Here is a 14,387-nt window from a genome sequence, read left to right on the forward strand (position 1 = left end):
GCCACCCCGCTCGGTTGACGTGCGTTCTGGCTCATATATCGTGTCTACGTACTGTCGCAGCAGGCCCTTTTGTGTTCCGCTCCCGGCCCGGATAGGTGACTACCTGTTCGATTCGGTATGTAATTCCCGGTCCGCGTGTCTGACGCCGGATTCGATTACGTTACATCTGAACGTGTTCCGGACACATAAGCGTAGCCAGACCAGAGTGAAACTGATACTCAAGGCGCGAAATCGACCGAAGTAACGGTCTCCGCATCGGAACAAAAGGGGGGTTAATCGCACCGATTTTCCGGCGTTATGCTCCGTGTTACCGCGGTCCCGTCGGCCGGGAGCGTGAGACTCCGGCCTCATCGGCGCAGTATTTGCCGGCTCACCTATCAGATTTCAATAACCGACGGACCGCGGCTCCTCCCCACAAGCTTATGCCCGACGTGCTCGTGGGGCCGGACATGACCGCTTCGCTCGCCGCGTTGGCATCGTCGCTCCCGCTTCAGGCCGGACTCCTCGCCAGCCAAGCGGGACAGCTGCTCGTCGCGCTCGTCGCCGTCGCGATCGTTATCGTCGTCGGTAAGTTCGTGCTGAAGCTCGCGTGGCGCCTAGTCACGATCGGCATCGTCCTCGTCGCCGTGTTCTTCCTGCTGTCGACGGCGGGGATTATTTAAAGAAAAACTGCTCCCGACCGAGCCGACCGACGCTCCGACTACTGGAACGCGGTGCCGGGCTCGGCGTCGGTGCGGTCGACGTCCGACCGCTGGAACTGCTTTTCGATCTCCTCGTAGCGCTCCCGCGTCTCGGGGGTGACGCTCGGGTTCACCTCGCCGAGGGCGTCCTCGAAGTGCGCCATCGTCACGCGGACGTTGCCGACGGACTCCCCGACTTCCTCGCGCGTGACGCTGCCGATGAACTCCCGAGAGGCGTTCATCGAGGCCTCGCGGGCGACCGCTTCGAGGTCGGCGCCGACGTACCCCTCGGTCTTCCGTGCCAGCGCGTCGAGGTCGACGTCGTCGGCCAGCGGCTTGTTCCGGGTGTGGACCTCCAGGATCTTCCGGCGGGCCTCCTCGTCCGGCACGGGCACGTGCACGTGGCGGTCCAGGCGGCCGGGCCGGAGCAGCGCCGAGTCGATGAGGTCCGGGCGGTTCGTCGTCGCGATGACGACCACGTCCTCCAGCGACTCGAGCCCGTCGAGCTCCGTCAGCAGCTGCGAGACGACGCGTTCGCCGACGCCGGAGTCGCCGGAGTTCTTGCCGCGCTCGGTCGCGATCGAGTCGATCTCGTCGAAGAACACGATGGTCGGCGCGTTCTCGCGGGCCTTGCTGAACACCTCGCGGACGCCCTTCTCGGACTCGCCCACGTACTTGTTCAGCAGTTCGGGCCCCTTGATCGAGATGAAGTTCGACTCCGCCTCGTTGGCGACGGCCTTCGCGAGCAGGGTCTTCCCCGTGCCCGGCGGGCCGTACATCAGGACGCCCTTGGCGGCCTGCATGTCGAGCTCCTCGAACACCTCGGGGTACTCCAGCGGCCACTGGATCGTCTCGCGGAGCCGCTCTTTGGTCCCCTCCAGACCGCCGACCCGGTCCCAGGAGACGTCCGGGACCTCGACGAACACCTCGCGGAGCGCGGAGGGCTCGATGCCCTTCATCGCCTCCTTGAAGTCGCTCTCGGTGACCTGGATGGAGTTCAGCACGTCGGCGTCGATCTCGTCGCTCTCTAAGTCGAGCTCGGGCCGGATCCGGCGCAGCGCGTGCATCGCGGACTCCTTCGCGAGCGACTCGAGGTCGGCCCCGACGAAGCCGTGGGTGTTCTCCGCGTACTCGTCGAGGTCGATTCCCTCGACCAGCGGCATGTTCCGCGTGTGGACCTGCAGGATCTCCTTGCGGCCGTCGCGGTCGGGGACGCCGACCTCGATCTCGCGGTCGAAGCGACCGCCGCGGCGGAGCGCGGGGTCGATGGCGTCGACGCGGTTCGTCGCGCCGATGACGACGACCTCGCCGCGCTCTTCGAGCCCGTCCATCAGCGAGAGCAGCTGGGCCACGACGCGCCGTTCGACGTCGCCGCCGGCCTCCTCGCGCTTGGGCGCGATCGAGTCGAGCTCGTCCATGAAGATGATCGAGGGCGCCTCCTCCGAGGCCTCCTCGAAGATCTCACGGAGCTGCTCCTCGCTCTCGCCGTAGTACTTCGACATGATCTCCGGGCCGGAGATGTTGTGGAAGCTGGCGTCGATCTCGTTGGCGACGGCCTTCGCGATCAGCGTCTTCCCCGTGCCCGGCGGGCCGTGCAGGAGCACGCCCTTCGGCGGGTCGATGCCGAGCCGCTTGAACAGCTCCGGGTGCCGCATCGGCAGCTCGATCATCTCGCGGACCTGTTCGAGCTCGCCGTCGAGCCCGCCGATGTCCTCGTAGGTGACGTCCGGGCCTTCGCTGGCCCCGTCGCCGCTCCCGCCGCGCTCGGCGAGCTCCTCGGCGGGGACCTCCGAGATCTCGATCTCGGTGTCGTCGGTGATGACGACGGTCCCCGACGGCGTCGTCGAGGCGACCTTCATCGGCACCGCCTGCGACTGGCCGCCCATCAGGCCGAAGCCCATCGACGTGCGGATCGTCTGCCCTTCGGTCACCGGCTGTCCGGAGAGCTTGTCGCGGATGAACGGGGCGATCTGCCCGCGCACGCGAAGCTGGCTCGGGAAGGCGATCGTGACCGACTCCGCCCGGGAGACGTCGACCGACTCGACCGTCACGCGGTCGTCGATGCCGACGTAGGCCTCCTGACGGAGCCGTCCGTCGATACGCACGACGCCGCTTCCGTCGTCCTCGGGGTAGCCGGGCCAGACGCGGGCGATCGCGGCCCCGTCCGGGCCCTCGACGCGGACGATGTCGCCGCCGGAGAGCCCCAGCTCTTCGGCCGCGACGCGGTCGATCGCCGCGAGGCGGCGGCCGGCGTCCTTCTGTTTGAGCGGTCTGACAGTGAGTTTCATCGCTCGCCCTCCACGGTGTCGTCCTCGACCGTTTCGCCCTCGACCGTGATCACGCCGTTCGTGACCGCGGTCGACGCGGCCGGTCCCGGCAGTTCGAACTCCGACTCGACCGGTTCGCCGTCGCCGTCGACGACGACGATCGCCGTCTCGCCGACCGTGTCGACGCTCACGTTCGCGGCGTCGGCGCCCAGATCGGCGGCGACGATCCACCCGTCCTCGTACTCGAACCGGCGGAGCAGCGGACCGTCGCCGGTCGATCGGGTCTGTTGGTGATTCATGCTAACTACAAGTTAGGCGCGAGAATATATAAACCCGTCGCTAAAAATCGCATGACGTGAGATCTCACGAACGTATCGGTAGTGTTGCGGTTCGGGGTCGTTTCGGGGGGCGTCGACGGTCGTTCCCTCCTCGGATCCTCTCGCTCGCCGGCGCCGTCCGCCGGGCGTCTTATGACCGAGCGCGCGGGAGACAGGGGCATGCAGCGAGTCACCCACGACGGGCGCGACACCGCGTATCGCGTCTCCGACCGCGGCGGCGACGGGCCGACGGTCTGCTCCGTCCACGGGAGCGGCGGGAGCAAAGACGTCTGGAAGGCGCAGGCGCGCCTGAGCGACCGGTTCCCGACCGTCGCGCTCGACCTCTCGGGGCACGGCGACAGCGACGACGTCGACGAACCGGCCGGGGCCGAGACGCTCGACGCCTACGCGGACGACGTCGTCGCAGTCGCGGAGGCGACCGGGGCGACCGTCCTCTGCGGCAACTCCCTCGGCGGCGCCGTGGCTCTGTGGATCGCGCTGGAGCGCGACCTCCCGCTCGACGGGCTCGTCCTCGCGGGCACGGGCGCGAAGCTCGCGGTCGCCGAGCCGCTGTTGGACGCGCTCGAGACGGAGTTCGACCGGGCGATCGACCTGCTCCACGAGCCCGACCGCCTCTTCCACGACGCGCCGGCCGAGTACGTCGAGCTCTCCCGCGCCGGCATGCGGGAGTGCGGTCGGGCGGTCACCGAGCGCGACTTCCGGACCTGCCACGCGTTCGACGTCCGCGACCGTCTCGACGAGATCGCGTCGCCGTCGCTCGCGGTCGTCGGCGAACACGACGCGCTCACGCCGCCGGCGTACCACGACTACCTCGCGGACCGGATCGACGACTGCGAGCGCGCGGCGATCGAGGGGGCCGCACACCTCGCGATGCTGGAACGCCCCGCCGCGTTCAACGCGGCGCTCTCGTCGTTCCTCGGGCGTCGCTCGGCGGACGAGTCAAGCGACGGCGGGACTCGCTGAGGTGCGGCTCCCGCGAGCAGCGGCGGTCAGGGTGGGAACCGACGGGGCGAGGGGTTCACGTCGAAAGGGGGGACGCCCCGTTTCGAAACGAGTGGATCGGACAGTCGTCGCCGCGCGGTACCGTCGACGGTCGATGGCTGCGTGGTCCGGTCCTCGATGTCGTCGGCACTCACCTCGTGCCACGTGTTACCATTCCAGTATTAATAAACGATTCGCCGTCTCCACCGCCGCGCCGCCCGTCGGTACGCTTTTGCGACGCCGGCGTCGACCGATCGGCAATGGACGGCGACGACTCGGGACGACGGTCCGTCGGATCGAGCTCGCCTCCCGACCCGGAGCGATCGGCGGGGCCGACGGGTGACGCGGACGAGCGCCGCCTCTCGAACGGCCCGCGCGGTCCCGAGAACCCCGACATCAACGACCTGCTCGCGAAGCTCGACGCGTTGAGCGACACCGTCGACGAGGGCCACGAGCGGGAGAAAGTCCGTCAGACCATCTCGCTCGTCGAGCGGATGCCCGGAAGCTCGGCGTTTCGGACCCGGATCACGAAGTACACCTCGCGGGACTTGGCCGAGGCGTTCGTGGGCTCGGTCCTCTTCGCGCTCCCCCTGCTCGTCGAGGGCGGCGTCTTCGAGATCGCGGCGTGGTTCGCCGCGGCCACGCCGGGCGGCGTTCCCGTCTTCCTGCTCGTCCACGTGGGGTTCGTGCTGGTCATGACCGCCGGGCTGCTGTACTTCGCCGACTTCCGGCAGATCGAGATCAGCCACCCGATCCTCGGGATCGTCCCGCGGCGCTACGCCGGGATCCTGCTCGTCTCGCTGTTCACCTCGGTCCTCATGATGGTCCTTTGGGGCCGGCTCCACGAGGGCGACCCGGGCGCCCTCGAACGGGTCTCCCGCGTGGCGTTCGTCTGGGCCGGGGCCGCGTTCGGCGCGAGCCTCGGCGACATCCTGCCGGGTGAATCGCAGGGGACGGATATCGAGCACCTCGACCTGACCGGGCTCGATCTGGAGTTCAGCCGCGACGACTGAGCCGCCGACCCCTCCGTCTCGGTCCCCGTTTCCACACCTTTTTCGCCGCGGCGACCGTACCCGTATACATGTCAGCGTTACGTGAAGCGCTCCGGGACCTCCCGGACGCGGTGTTTGCGGACCTGCTCGAATCAGACGACGGGTACGTCCTCGTCGTCGACCTCCCCGGCGCGACCTCCGAGACGACCGAAGTCCTCTCCGAGGACGGTCGGATCGTCATCGAGGGGCGCCGCGAGAAGGGGGTCCCCGAGGGGTTCCGCTACGTCCGCGAGGACCGTCCCCTGTTCCTCGACGCGGAGCTCCCGCTCCCGGGGGACGCCGACGGGACCGGCGCGGACGCCGAGATGGACCGCGGGGTGCTCGAGGTCACGATCCCGAAGCGGACCGGAGACACCTCCCGTACCATCCCGGTCGACGACGCCGACGGGGACGCCGACTCCGACGACGAGGCCGACGCCTGACGGGTGGTCACGCTGGTCAACCTTCGCGCCTACTGGCGGTTCTTCGTGGTCGTCCGGCGGTTCTCGCCGCTGATCGTCGCCTACTGGCGGGACCGGAAGCGGTTCCTCCTGTTCGGCGGGAGCCGCGACGTCGACGCGGAGACCCAGCGCGAGCGCGCCGCCGTCCTCCTCGACATCCTGCTCACCCTCGGTCCGACGTTCATCAAGCTCGGCCAGATCCTCTCGACCCGGCCCGACATCCTCCCGCCGGCGTACATCGAGGTGCTGGAAGGGCTCCAAGACGACGTGCCGCCGGCCCCGTGGGAGGAGTCGAGGGTCGTCCTCGAAGAGGAGTTCGGCCCCGTCGACGAGACGTTCGACGACTTCGACCGCGACCCGATAAGCGGCGCGAGCCTCGGACAGGTGTACACCGCCCGCTACGAGGGCAACGACGTCGCCGTGAAGGTCCGCCGGCCGGGGATCGAGTCGCTGGTCGAGGCCGACCTCCGGACGATCCGCTGGTCGATCCCGCTCGTCAAGCGGTTCACCGGTAGCGGGCGGGCGTTCTCGCTGGAGAACCTCGCCGACGAGTTCGCGAAGACGATCCGCGAGGAGATGGATTACAAGCGCGAACGCGAGATGCTCGAGGAGATCCGCGCCAACTTCGACGACAACGACCGGATCCGGATCCCCACCGCCTACGAGGAGGTCTCCGGGCCGCGAGTGCTCACGATGGAGTACGTCCCGGGGGTGAAGATCAACCGGCTCGACGAGCTCGACGCCGCGGGATTCGACCGCAACGCCATCGCCGAGACGCTCCAGGAGGTGTACCTCCAGATGATCATCGACGACGGCGTGTTCCACGCGGACCCCCATCCCGGGAACCTCGCCGTCGACGACGACGGCACCGTGATATTCTACGACTTCGGAATGGCCGGGCGCGTGGACCCGTTCATCCAGGAGAAGATCGTCGAGTTCTACGTCGCGGTCGCCCGGCAGGACATCGACGGCATCCTCGACACGCTCATCGCGATGGGCACCCTCTCGCCGGAGGCCGACCGCGAGGTGATGGGGAACGTGATGGAACTGGCCATCGCCGACGCCAGCGGCGAGGACATCGAGCAGTACCAGGTGAACCAGATCATCGAACAGGTGGAGTCGACCATTTACGAGTTCCCCCTCCGGCTCCCGCCGGACCTCGCGCTCGTGTTGCGCGTCGCGACCGTCGTCGAGGGGGTCTGCGTCACGCTCGACCCCGAGTTCGACTTCATCTCCACGGCGACGGAGTACCTCAGGGACGAGGGGTACTACGAGCAGACCGCCCGCGACCTCGCCGAGGGCGCCGGGCGACAGGTCCAGCGCACCACCGAGGCGCTGTTCACCGTCCCGCCGAAGGCCGACGACTTCCTCGAACGGGCGAACCGGGGCGACCTCCACGTCGACGTCACGATCGACGACGACTCGAACGTCCTCGACAAGCTCGCGATGCGGATCGCCTACTCGGTGCTGCTCGCGGTCGGCGTCCTCTCCGCGACGATCCTCTACTCGTTCGCCGACGCGTGGCGGCTCGCCGGCGTCGTCCTCCTGCTCGCCGTCCCGCTGGCGATCGCGCTCTACCGCTCGTTCCGGAAGAAGCGCGGCCTCCGGGCCACGCCGCAGTTCACCAGGCAGGGGATGAAGCAGCGCCGCGACGACTGAGCCGGGGACCGTCGCGCCCTCCCGTCGACGCGCCGAGCCCGTCCGCCGGTCAGCCGGAGACGACCTGAATCGGGACGAGCAGGAAGCAGAGCGCCCCGAGCGCGAACGTCGCGAGACCGACGGCGAGCCGCGGCCAGCCGATCCGCTCGTCCTCGGCCGGGTTCGCCGGGCCGTTGAACGCGATGACGAGCGCGAACAGGCCCCAGAACCCCCACAGGCCGACCGACTCGTCGATTCCGAGGCCGCGCCAGAAGTAGAGGTACGCGGCGATCGAGAAGAGGGCGCCGGGGACGAGCGCCGCGATCGTCTCCTGCCGCGGGCCGACCATCGCGCGGACCATGTGGCCCCCGTCGAGCTGACCGACGGGCAGGAGGTTCAGGAGGGTGAAGAACATCCCGACCCAACCGCCGATCACCACCGGGTGCGCCGTGAGCGCCGGGTCCTCGTACCCCGTCGGCTGGCCGATGAGGTCGGCGATGATCTCCAGCAGCGGCGGGTTGTTGAAGCGGATCATCGTTCCGGAGGCGTTCGCGAGCTCCGCCGGGACGCGGATCGGGTCGAGCGAGAGACCGATGACGGTGACGACGACGGTGGCGACGAGTCCCGCGATCGGTCCGGCCGCGCCGATGTCGAACAGCACCTTCCGGGAGGGCATCCGCCCGCGCATCCGGATCACCGCTCCGAGCGTCCCGAAGGGGAAGAAGAAGGGGATGACGTACGGCAGCGAGACGCTGACTCCGTGGTATCGACCGGCGGCGTAATGCCCGAGCTCGTGCGTCATCAGCACGCCGAGCACGGCCGCGGTGAACGGCCACGCTTGCAGTATCGTCAGGGGGTTCGCGGCGATCTCCTCCCAGCCGACGTAGTACCAGCCGTACGCGCCGACGAACAGGGTGGAACACACCGTCGCCGCGAACAGGACGACGTTGAGCCACGGCACCCCGTCGCGCCCGCGGTCGAAGGGCGTCGCGACGACGACGTGACCGTCGCCGTCGGCCTCGAGGTCGACCTCGTAGCCGGCGTCTCGGAACGGCGGGACCAGCTTCCGCAGCAGGGTGCGTTCCGGGACGTACGACTCCCCGACGTACCGGACGCGCCCGTCGTCTCGACGGATCTCGTCCACCCTGAAGAACGTCCGCAGCGGCTCCGGACGCGGGACGTCGGCCGCGGCCGACGCCTCCCCGTCCTCGTGTTCTGGCATCGTCGGTCGTAACTGGTCGGCGAGTATAAACCCCGCGTCGCCAGCGGCGCGCCTCGAACCGCGGCGCCGCCGACCGACGCTACGCGTCGTCGGAGCGGTTCGGAAACGGTCGACCCCCGGAGAGCGGGGGCCGCGTTGGGGGAGAAAGCGGGGACGCGCGTGAGCGCGTGGTTTGCCGCCGCCGGGCGGGCTCGACGGTCCTCGTCAGGCGGGCTCGATGCGCCAGGTCGTCGCGCCAGTGTACGACCACTTCTCGACGGTGAGCTCGGTGGCGGAGTCGCGGAGCTTCACCATCAGGGCGCCGATCTCCTTCGTCGAGAGGTCGACGTCGTCGGAGATGAACTTCCCCTTGAAGTACATCTCGCCGTCCTCGGCGCGGTCGAGCAGGTACCGCTTCAGCCGCTCTTCCTTGCTGAGGTCGTCGGTTGGGTTCGCGTTCGCGGAGGGATTTGCAGTCGCGCTCATGGTACACCCTCCGATTGCTCCCGGAGGATGTTATAAAGGTGCGACCGTTGGACGGTGTTCAGCGGCTTTTGCGGCGTTTTAGACGGGGGACATCGGCTAAAACGTGTCTGACAGACCGTTCACAAAAGCCTCTGAACGGCTTAGATATTTCATAACCCGTTTTGAAGCCGTAATACGCAGTTCACTTATCGATGGTTATGCCGCGGCGATGGATCGGTAATTCTCGGCTTAACCAGCGTATATTGCCGGTAAATATCCCGACCGACCCCGCGCTCGCGGTCCGCGCGGCCGGTCCGCCGGCCAGACGCGGGGCCGATATTCGGTCAGTTGTGCGGCCGAGGAACAGTCAATGCCCGGTCGAGGACCGGCCACTCGCGCGGCGAGAGCCGATAGTCACGCCGGTGAACCCAGAATCTCCGCCATCGGTCGTCTCCTTCTTTTGAAGATCGGTACCTCGCTTTCAGCCGTCGATCCCGTCCTCGACGGTGCGGAACGCCTCCCCCGACGGTGCCCCGCTAGAACGACGACAAAGACGACTGTCCCGCCCGCCCTCGATAACGCCGGTCCGATGGTGCATTCGGACGTCGAACACGCCGTCGCGCTCGGTCTAGTCGGCCGCGATCGCGTCCATGCTCCGCGGGCGACCCCCTCGTACTTCTCGAAGCCAAGTGGGCTGGTGCGGTCCGTCCCCGGGCCGCGTCCCGCGCCCAGGACGCGGCCGGTGAACGTCCGCGATCGCTCCCGACCGTCCGCGTCGGCGGAGCTCGACCCGCCGCACGAGCGTCTCGCGCGTGGATCCACGCCCGCGGCGTCGGCCCGCGAGAGGCGGTCGAGGTCGACGCCGCCGGCGCGTCGGCGGCGGGATGACCGTCCCGGCACGTCTTCCGTTCCGCGTCCGTCCGAAGCAGGACCGTCGCACGCCGCAGTCTGAGTCGCAGACCGCGACGAGGTACCTCGTGATCGGGCGCGAGCCCGTCGAGGAACGCGCGACCCGTCGACTCGCCCGCGCCGTCCACTCGCCGTGCTCAGGGCGATACCTCGTGTCGGCGCCGGTCGTCCGCGCGCTCGACGCGAACGCCCCGCGGTGCCCTCCGCTCGCCCGTCCGCCGTCGGCGCCGTCCGCATGACTCACAACGCCCGGTCCGGCCGTCGAGTCGGTCGGTGAGCGCCCCGGCAAGGTCCGCCGCGCCGGGCCCCACGATCGCTATCGGGTGCATACACGAAGGCGGGGTGCGAGCGGCTTAGGCGTTTCCCGCCGATGCGCCGAGCGCCCGCGCCCGTCGACGCGGCGACCGCCTCGGAAACCGGCGGCGTCCGGCCTTGATAATCCTTAAGAGCGAGACAGGGGTATGCGACGGTAATGAGAGTCGTCGTTTCTATCGGCGGGAGCGTGCTCGCGCCCGATCTCGACCCCGATCGGGTGGCCGCGTACGCCGAGACGATCGAGCGGATTGCCGCCGACGGCTGCGAGGTGGGCATCGTCGTCGGCGGCGGCGGAGTCGCGCGAGAGTACATCGAGACGGCGCGGGACCTCGGCGCCAACGAGGTCGAACTCGACCAGCTCGGCATCGGCACCACCCGGCTCAACGCCCGCCTGCTGATCGCCGCGCTCGACGGCCGCGCGAACCTCTCGCCGGCGACGGGGTACGACGAGGCCGCCGCAGCGCTCCGTCGCGGCGAGGTGTCGGTGATGGGCGGCGTCACCCCCGGGCAGACGACCGACGCGGTCGCCGCGGCGTTCGCCGAGTCCGTCGACGCCGACCTCCTCGTGTACGCGACGAGCGCGAACGGCGTGTACGACGCCGACCCCAACGCCGACCCGGACGCGACGCAGTTCGGATCGATGTCGCCGGCGGAGCTCGTCGACGTCGTGCTCCCGATGAGTCGGGACGCCGGCGCCTCCGCCCCCGTGGACCTGCTCGCGGCCAAGCTGATAGACCGGGCGGGGATCCGCTCGATCGTCCTCGACGGGACGGACCCGGGCGCGGTCGTCGACGCCGCGCTCCGGGGCGACCACACCGGTACCGACGTGGTCCCGACCGCCAGCGACGAGCCGACCTACTGGACGGGGGGCGGCGACGCATGAGCGCCGACGACTCCCCTCACATCCTCTCCGAGCAGGCGCGGGACGCCGCCGGTGCGACGGGGACGGGCGAGGAGGCCGACGGGGCTGAGGGGGACGGCGACTTCCGCGCCTTCTGGGCCGACGTCGTCGCCGACGAGATCGAGGCGCGCGATCCCGACGACCCGATCGTGATCAAGGGCGGCGTCTCCCCGTCCGGCGTCGCGCACCTCGGCAACTTCAACGAGATCATGCGGGGGTACTTCGTCGCCGCCGTGCTCCGCGAGCGCGGCCGCGAGGTCCGGCAGGTGTTCACCTCCGACGACAAGGACCCGCTCCGCAAGCTCCCGCGGAAGCTGGCGAACGCCGACGGCGAGATCGTCGGCCTCGGCGAGGTGGACGCGGGCGCGCTCGGCCGCAACCTCGGGAAGCCGTACACCGCGATCCCGGACCCGTTCGGCGAGCGAGAGTCGTACGCGGCCCACTTCGCCGCCCTCCTGAAGGCCGACGCCGACCGGCTGGGGGTCCCCGTCGAGATGGTCTCGAACACGGAGCTGTACGCCGACGGCGACTTCGACGACGTCACCCGGACGGTCCTCTCCGATCTTGACGGCGTCCGCGAGGTCCTCTCTCAGTACCAAGACAAGGTCGACGGCGAGTACGTCCCGTTCAATCCGATCTGCGCGGAGTGCGGGAAGGTGACCGAGACCGTCGTCGACGTCGACCTCGACGCGGAGACCGTCGACTACGTCTGCACCGACATGGAAGTCGGCGACGAGGTCATCGAGGGCTGCGGCCACGAGGGGACCGCGACGTTCCGGGAGGGGAAGCTCCCGTGGCGCCTCGAGTGGCCCGGTCAGTGGGAGGTGCTCGGCGTCGACTTCGAGCCGGTCGGTAAGGACCACGCGGAGGGGTCGTGGCCTTCGGGCGTCGACGTCGCCCGGAACGTCCTCGGGGTCGAGCCGCCCGTCCCGATGGTGTACGAGTGGTTCACGCTCAACGGGGAGCCGCTCTCCTCGTCGGCGGGTAACGTCGTCACCGTTCCGGAGCTGCTCGACCTGATCGAGCCCGAGGTGCTCCGCTACTTCTTCGCGCTCCACCCGAAGAAGGCCCGCGACCTCGACGTCGAACGGCTCGACCAGCTCGTCGACCGCTTCGACCGCTTCGAGCGGGCGTACTTCGGCGAGGTGGACGACGAGGACCTGACCGCCTTCGCCGAGCGCGCCTACCCCTTCGTCGTCGGCCGCGCCGACGATCCGCCGACGGAGCGACCCGTCCGGCTCCCGTACACGTTCGCGGCCGTCCTCGGGATGGTCGACGACCCCGACTTCCGCGAGCGGCTCGCCCGCGACGAGGGCCACATCCCGGAGGACGCGTCCGAGGAGACCGTCGAGGCCGCGCTCGCCCGCGTCGAGCAGGCCCGCAACTGGGCCGAGCGTACCGGAAACGAGTACGACTACCGGCTCCAGACCGACCTGCCGGACGCCGCGTTCGACGACGACGTGGCCGCCGCGCTCGACGACCTCGCCGACTTCGTCGCCGCGGGCCACGACGGCGACGCGATCCAGGCGGAGATGTACGAGACGGCGCGCGCGCACGACGTCGAGGTCGGCGACTTCTTCGCGGCCGGCTACCGGCTCTTCTTCGACGACACGCAGGGGCCCCGGCTCGGCGAGTTCCTCGGCGAACTGGAGCGCGACTACGTCGTGGCCCGGCTCCGTCGGGAGGCGTAGATGCCCGAGGACCGCTCGCTCGACGAGTTCGCCGGCGACGCGGACGGAGAGCCGTCCGACGGCGGTACCGAGCGGGAGGCCGACGCCGACGCCGCGGAGTCGATCGACGCCGACCCGGCGACGTCGACCGCGACGTGGACGACCGACGGCGGCGCCTGCGACCGATGCGGGGAGTCGGTCGCGCGGCGCTGGCTCGACGACGGCGCCCTCGTCTGTACCGCCTGTAAGGAGTGGTGACCGCGATCAGATTTAAGACGGGCCGCTCTGTCGTTACTTACGACTGAGTTCGTCTGAGGTTTATGAACACCGATATGGAATTTTTCCCCGGCCGGATCTACGACCGATCGCCGCGCGCGCTCGCCGTCGGGTTTCTCTGTGCGGGAGCGCTGCTCGTCCTCGTGGTCGACGTGGCGGTCGCCGTCGCCGCCGGAGACGCGGCCGCGTGGACGCCCGGCCGTCTCGTGAGCGGATGGGCGGTCGTCGGCGTCTCCTCGCTGTTCCTCTACGGCGCGTTGACCTACCACCGCCGCCGCGCCGAGGCGGCCCGGCGGGAGCTGGAGACCTCGAACCAACAGCTCCAAGTCTTGAGTCGAGTGTTCCGCCACAACATCCGCAACGACCTCAACGTCATCCGCGGCTACGCGGACCTGCTCGCGGACCGCGTCGAGGACGAGCGGAGCCGGGACTGTCTGGAGACGATTCGGACGACGACCGACGACGTCGTCGAGATAAGCGAGAAGCTGCGCGTCATCGAGGAGGCGTCGCCCGACCCGCCCGACGGGCGGATCGATCTGGTCGAAACCGTCCGGGACGCGGCGGCGGCGGTCGACGGGCCCGACGTGACGATCACGATCGAATCGCCCGCCGAGGCGTGGATCCGTGCGGATCGATCGGTCGAGTATCCCGTCCGCGAGGTGTTCGAGAACGCGGTCACGCACAACGACGGCTCGACGCGTCGGGTCGACGCGCGGGTCGAGAAGGACGGAACGACCACCGCTCTCGAGGTCAAGGACAACGGCCCGGGGATCCCCGACGACGAGCAGGCGGTGTTGCGCGCGGAACAGGAGACGCCGCTCTCGCACGCGAGCAGCATCGGCCTCTGGCTCGTCAAGTGGATGTGCGAGACGCAGGGAGGGACCGTCGGGTTCGAGACGACCGACGACGGGACGACGGTTCGACTCCGCTTCGAGTCCGCGGCGGTCGCGGACCGAACGGGGACGGAGCGATCGACGGGACCGGGAAAAACCGGGGGACCGGACGGGGGCGGCGAGTCCCGGCGAGACGATCCGGTCAGTCGAGTTCGGTGATCGTCACAGCGTACACGGCCCCGCAGTTCCCGCACTCGACGTGGACGCCGCGGCTCGTCTCTCCGCGGGTGAACTCGGAGATCTCCTCCGAGCACGAGCACTCGAACTGAACTCTCATTGTTCCGTTTACGTTGTTCCAGTATTTAAAACACAGCGTCCCGAAATCGATCGTGAGAACTGGTTGCGGGACTCGGTCGTCGCC

Annotated in this window: 14 protein-coding genes; 9 read left to right on the forward strand and 5 right to left on the reverse strand. The window is 69.2% G+C overall.

Translation table 11 applies throughout. From position 1 onward, the window contains the following. Positions 1-422 precede the first annotated feature (422 nt). Positions 423-662, forward strand: coding sequence for a hypothetical protein (locus DJ82_RS14000; RefSeq protein WP_094524087.1), 240 nt, complete (start codon positions 423-425; stop codon positions 660-662). Between the two features lie 38 nt (positions 663-700). Here the strand turns inward: DJ82_RS14000 and DJ82_RS14005 are convergent, their stop codons facing one another. Both DJ82_RS14005 and DJ82_RS14010 read right to left on the reverse strand, forming a co-directional pair. After that, positions 701-2,968: a CDC48 family AAA ATPase gene (locus DJ82_RS14005; RefSeq protein WP_094582111.1), complete on the reverse strand. Its 2,268-nt coding sequence runs from the start codon at positions 2,966-2,968 to the stop codon at positions 701-703. Further along, complete coding sequence (locus DJ82_RS14010; RefSeq protein WP_094582112.1) at positions 2,965-3,246, reverse strand: hypothetical protein; 282 nt, start codon at positions 3,244-3,246, stop codon at positions 2,965-2,967. Before DJ82_RS14010 ends, DJ82_RS14005 begins: the two co-directional genes overlap by 4 nt. A gap of 198 nt (positions 3,247-3,444) precedes the next feature. Between DJ82_RS14010 and DJ82_RS14015 the strand changes: the two genes are divergently transcribed. The 4 genes from DJ82_RS14015 (at position 3,445) to DJ82_RS14030 (ending at position 7,417) form a co-directional block, all read left to right on the forward strand. Beyond that, positions 3,445-4,248: an alpha/beta fold hydrolase gene (locus DJ82_RS14015; RefSeq protein WP_094582113.1), complete on the forward strand. Its 804-nt coding sequence runs from the start codon at positions 3,445-3,447 to the stop codon at positions 4,246-4,248. Positions 4,249-4,526: 278 nt separating this feature from the next. Beyond that, positions 4,527-5,279: a DUF2391 domain-containing protein gene (locus tag DJ82_RS14020; RefSeq protein WP_094524091.1), complete on the forward strand. Its 753-nt coding sequence runs from the start codon at positions 4,527-4,529 to the stop codon at positions 5,277-5,279. Positions 5,280-5,347: 68 nt separating this feature from the next. Then, positions 5,348-5,740, forward strand: coding sequence for an Hsp20/alpha crystallin family protein (locus DJ82_RS14025; protein WP_094524092.1), 393 nt, complete (start codon positions 5,348-5,350; stop codon positions 5,738-5,740). A 3-nt stretch (positions 5,741-5,743) separates the two neighbouring features. After that, positions 5,744-7,417 (forward strand): AarF/ABC1/UbiB kinase family protein, encoded by a 1,674-nt coding sequence (locus DJ82_RS14030; RefSeq protein WP_094524093.1) that lies wholly within the window; start codon positions 5,744-5,746, stop codon positions 7,415-7,417. Between the two features lie 49 nt (positions 7,418-7,466). Here DJ82_RS14030 and DJ82_RS14035 read toward each other — a convergent pair whose 3' ends face one another. Both DJ82_RS14035 and DJ82_RS14040 read right to left on the reverse strand, forming a co-directional pair. Next, positions 7,467-8,618, reverse strand: a complete 1,152-nt coding sequence (locus DJ82_RS14035; protein WP_094524094.1) for a site-2 protease family protein — start codon at positions 8,616-8,618, stop codon at positions 7,467-7,469. 204 nt (positions 8,619-8,822) lie between these two features. Then, on the reverse strand, positions 8,823-9,083 hold the full coding sequence (locus DJ82_RS14040) for a hypothetical protein (RefSeq protein WP_094582114.1): 261 nt from the start codon (positions 9,081-9,083) through the stop codon (positions 8,823-8,825). Positions 9,084-10,443: 1,360 nt separating this feature from the next. Between DJ82_RS14040 and pyrH the strand changes: the two genes are divergently transcribed. The 4 genes from pyrH (at position 10,444) to DJ82_RS14065 (ending at position 14,185) form a co-directional block, all read left to right on the forward strand. Then, positions 10,444-11,169: a UMP kinase gene (gene pyrH / locus DJ82_RS14050; RefSeq protein WP_094524097.1), complete on the forward strand. Its 726-nt coding sequence runs from the start codon at positions 10,444-10,446 to the stop codon at positions 11,167-11,169. Next, positions 11,166-12,878, forward strand: coding sequence for a lysine--tRNA ligase (gene lysS, locus DJ82_RS14055; RefSeq protein ID WP_094582115.1), 1,713 nt, complete (start codon positions 11,166-11,168; stop codon positions 12,876-12,878). The genes pyrH and lysS overlap by 4 nt, the downstream gene beginning before the upstream one ends. Then, positions 12,879-13,115 carry a hypothetical protein gene (locus DJ82_RS14060; RefSeq protein WP_094524099.1) on the forward strand — a complete coding sequence of 79 codons (237 nt, stop codon included), beginning with the start codon at positions 12,879-12,881 and terminating at the stop codon, positions 13,113-13,115. 74 nt (positions 13,116-13,189) lie between these two features. Then, positions 13,190-14,185 (forward strand): sensor histidine kinase KdpD, encoded by a 996-nt coding sequence (locus DJ82_RS14065; RefSeq protein ID WP_094582116.1) that lies wholly within the window; start codon positions 13,190-13,192, stop codon positions 14,183-14,185. On the opposite strand, the gene DJ82_RS15520 is transcribed toward DJ82_RS14065, so the two are convergent. Next, positions 14,169-14,303, reverse strand: a complete 135-nt coding sequence (locus tag DJ82_RS15520; protein ID WP_254921679.1) for a hypothetical protein — start codon at positions 14,301-14,303, stop codon at positions 14,169-14,171. The two genes, DJ82_RS14065 and DJ82_RS15520, sit on opposite strands and share 17 nt — an antisense overlap. Between the last annotated feature and the right edge of the window lie 84 nt (positions 14,304-14,387).

Origin of the sequence: Halorubrum sp. Ib24, assembly GCF_002252745.1 — an archaeon.
Lineage (GTDB): Archaea > Halobacteriota > Halobacteria > Halobacteriales > Haloferacaceae > Halorubrum.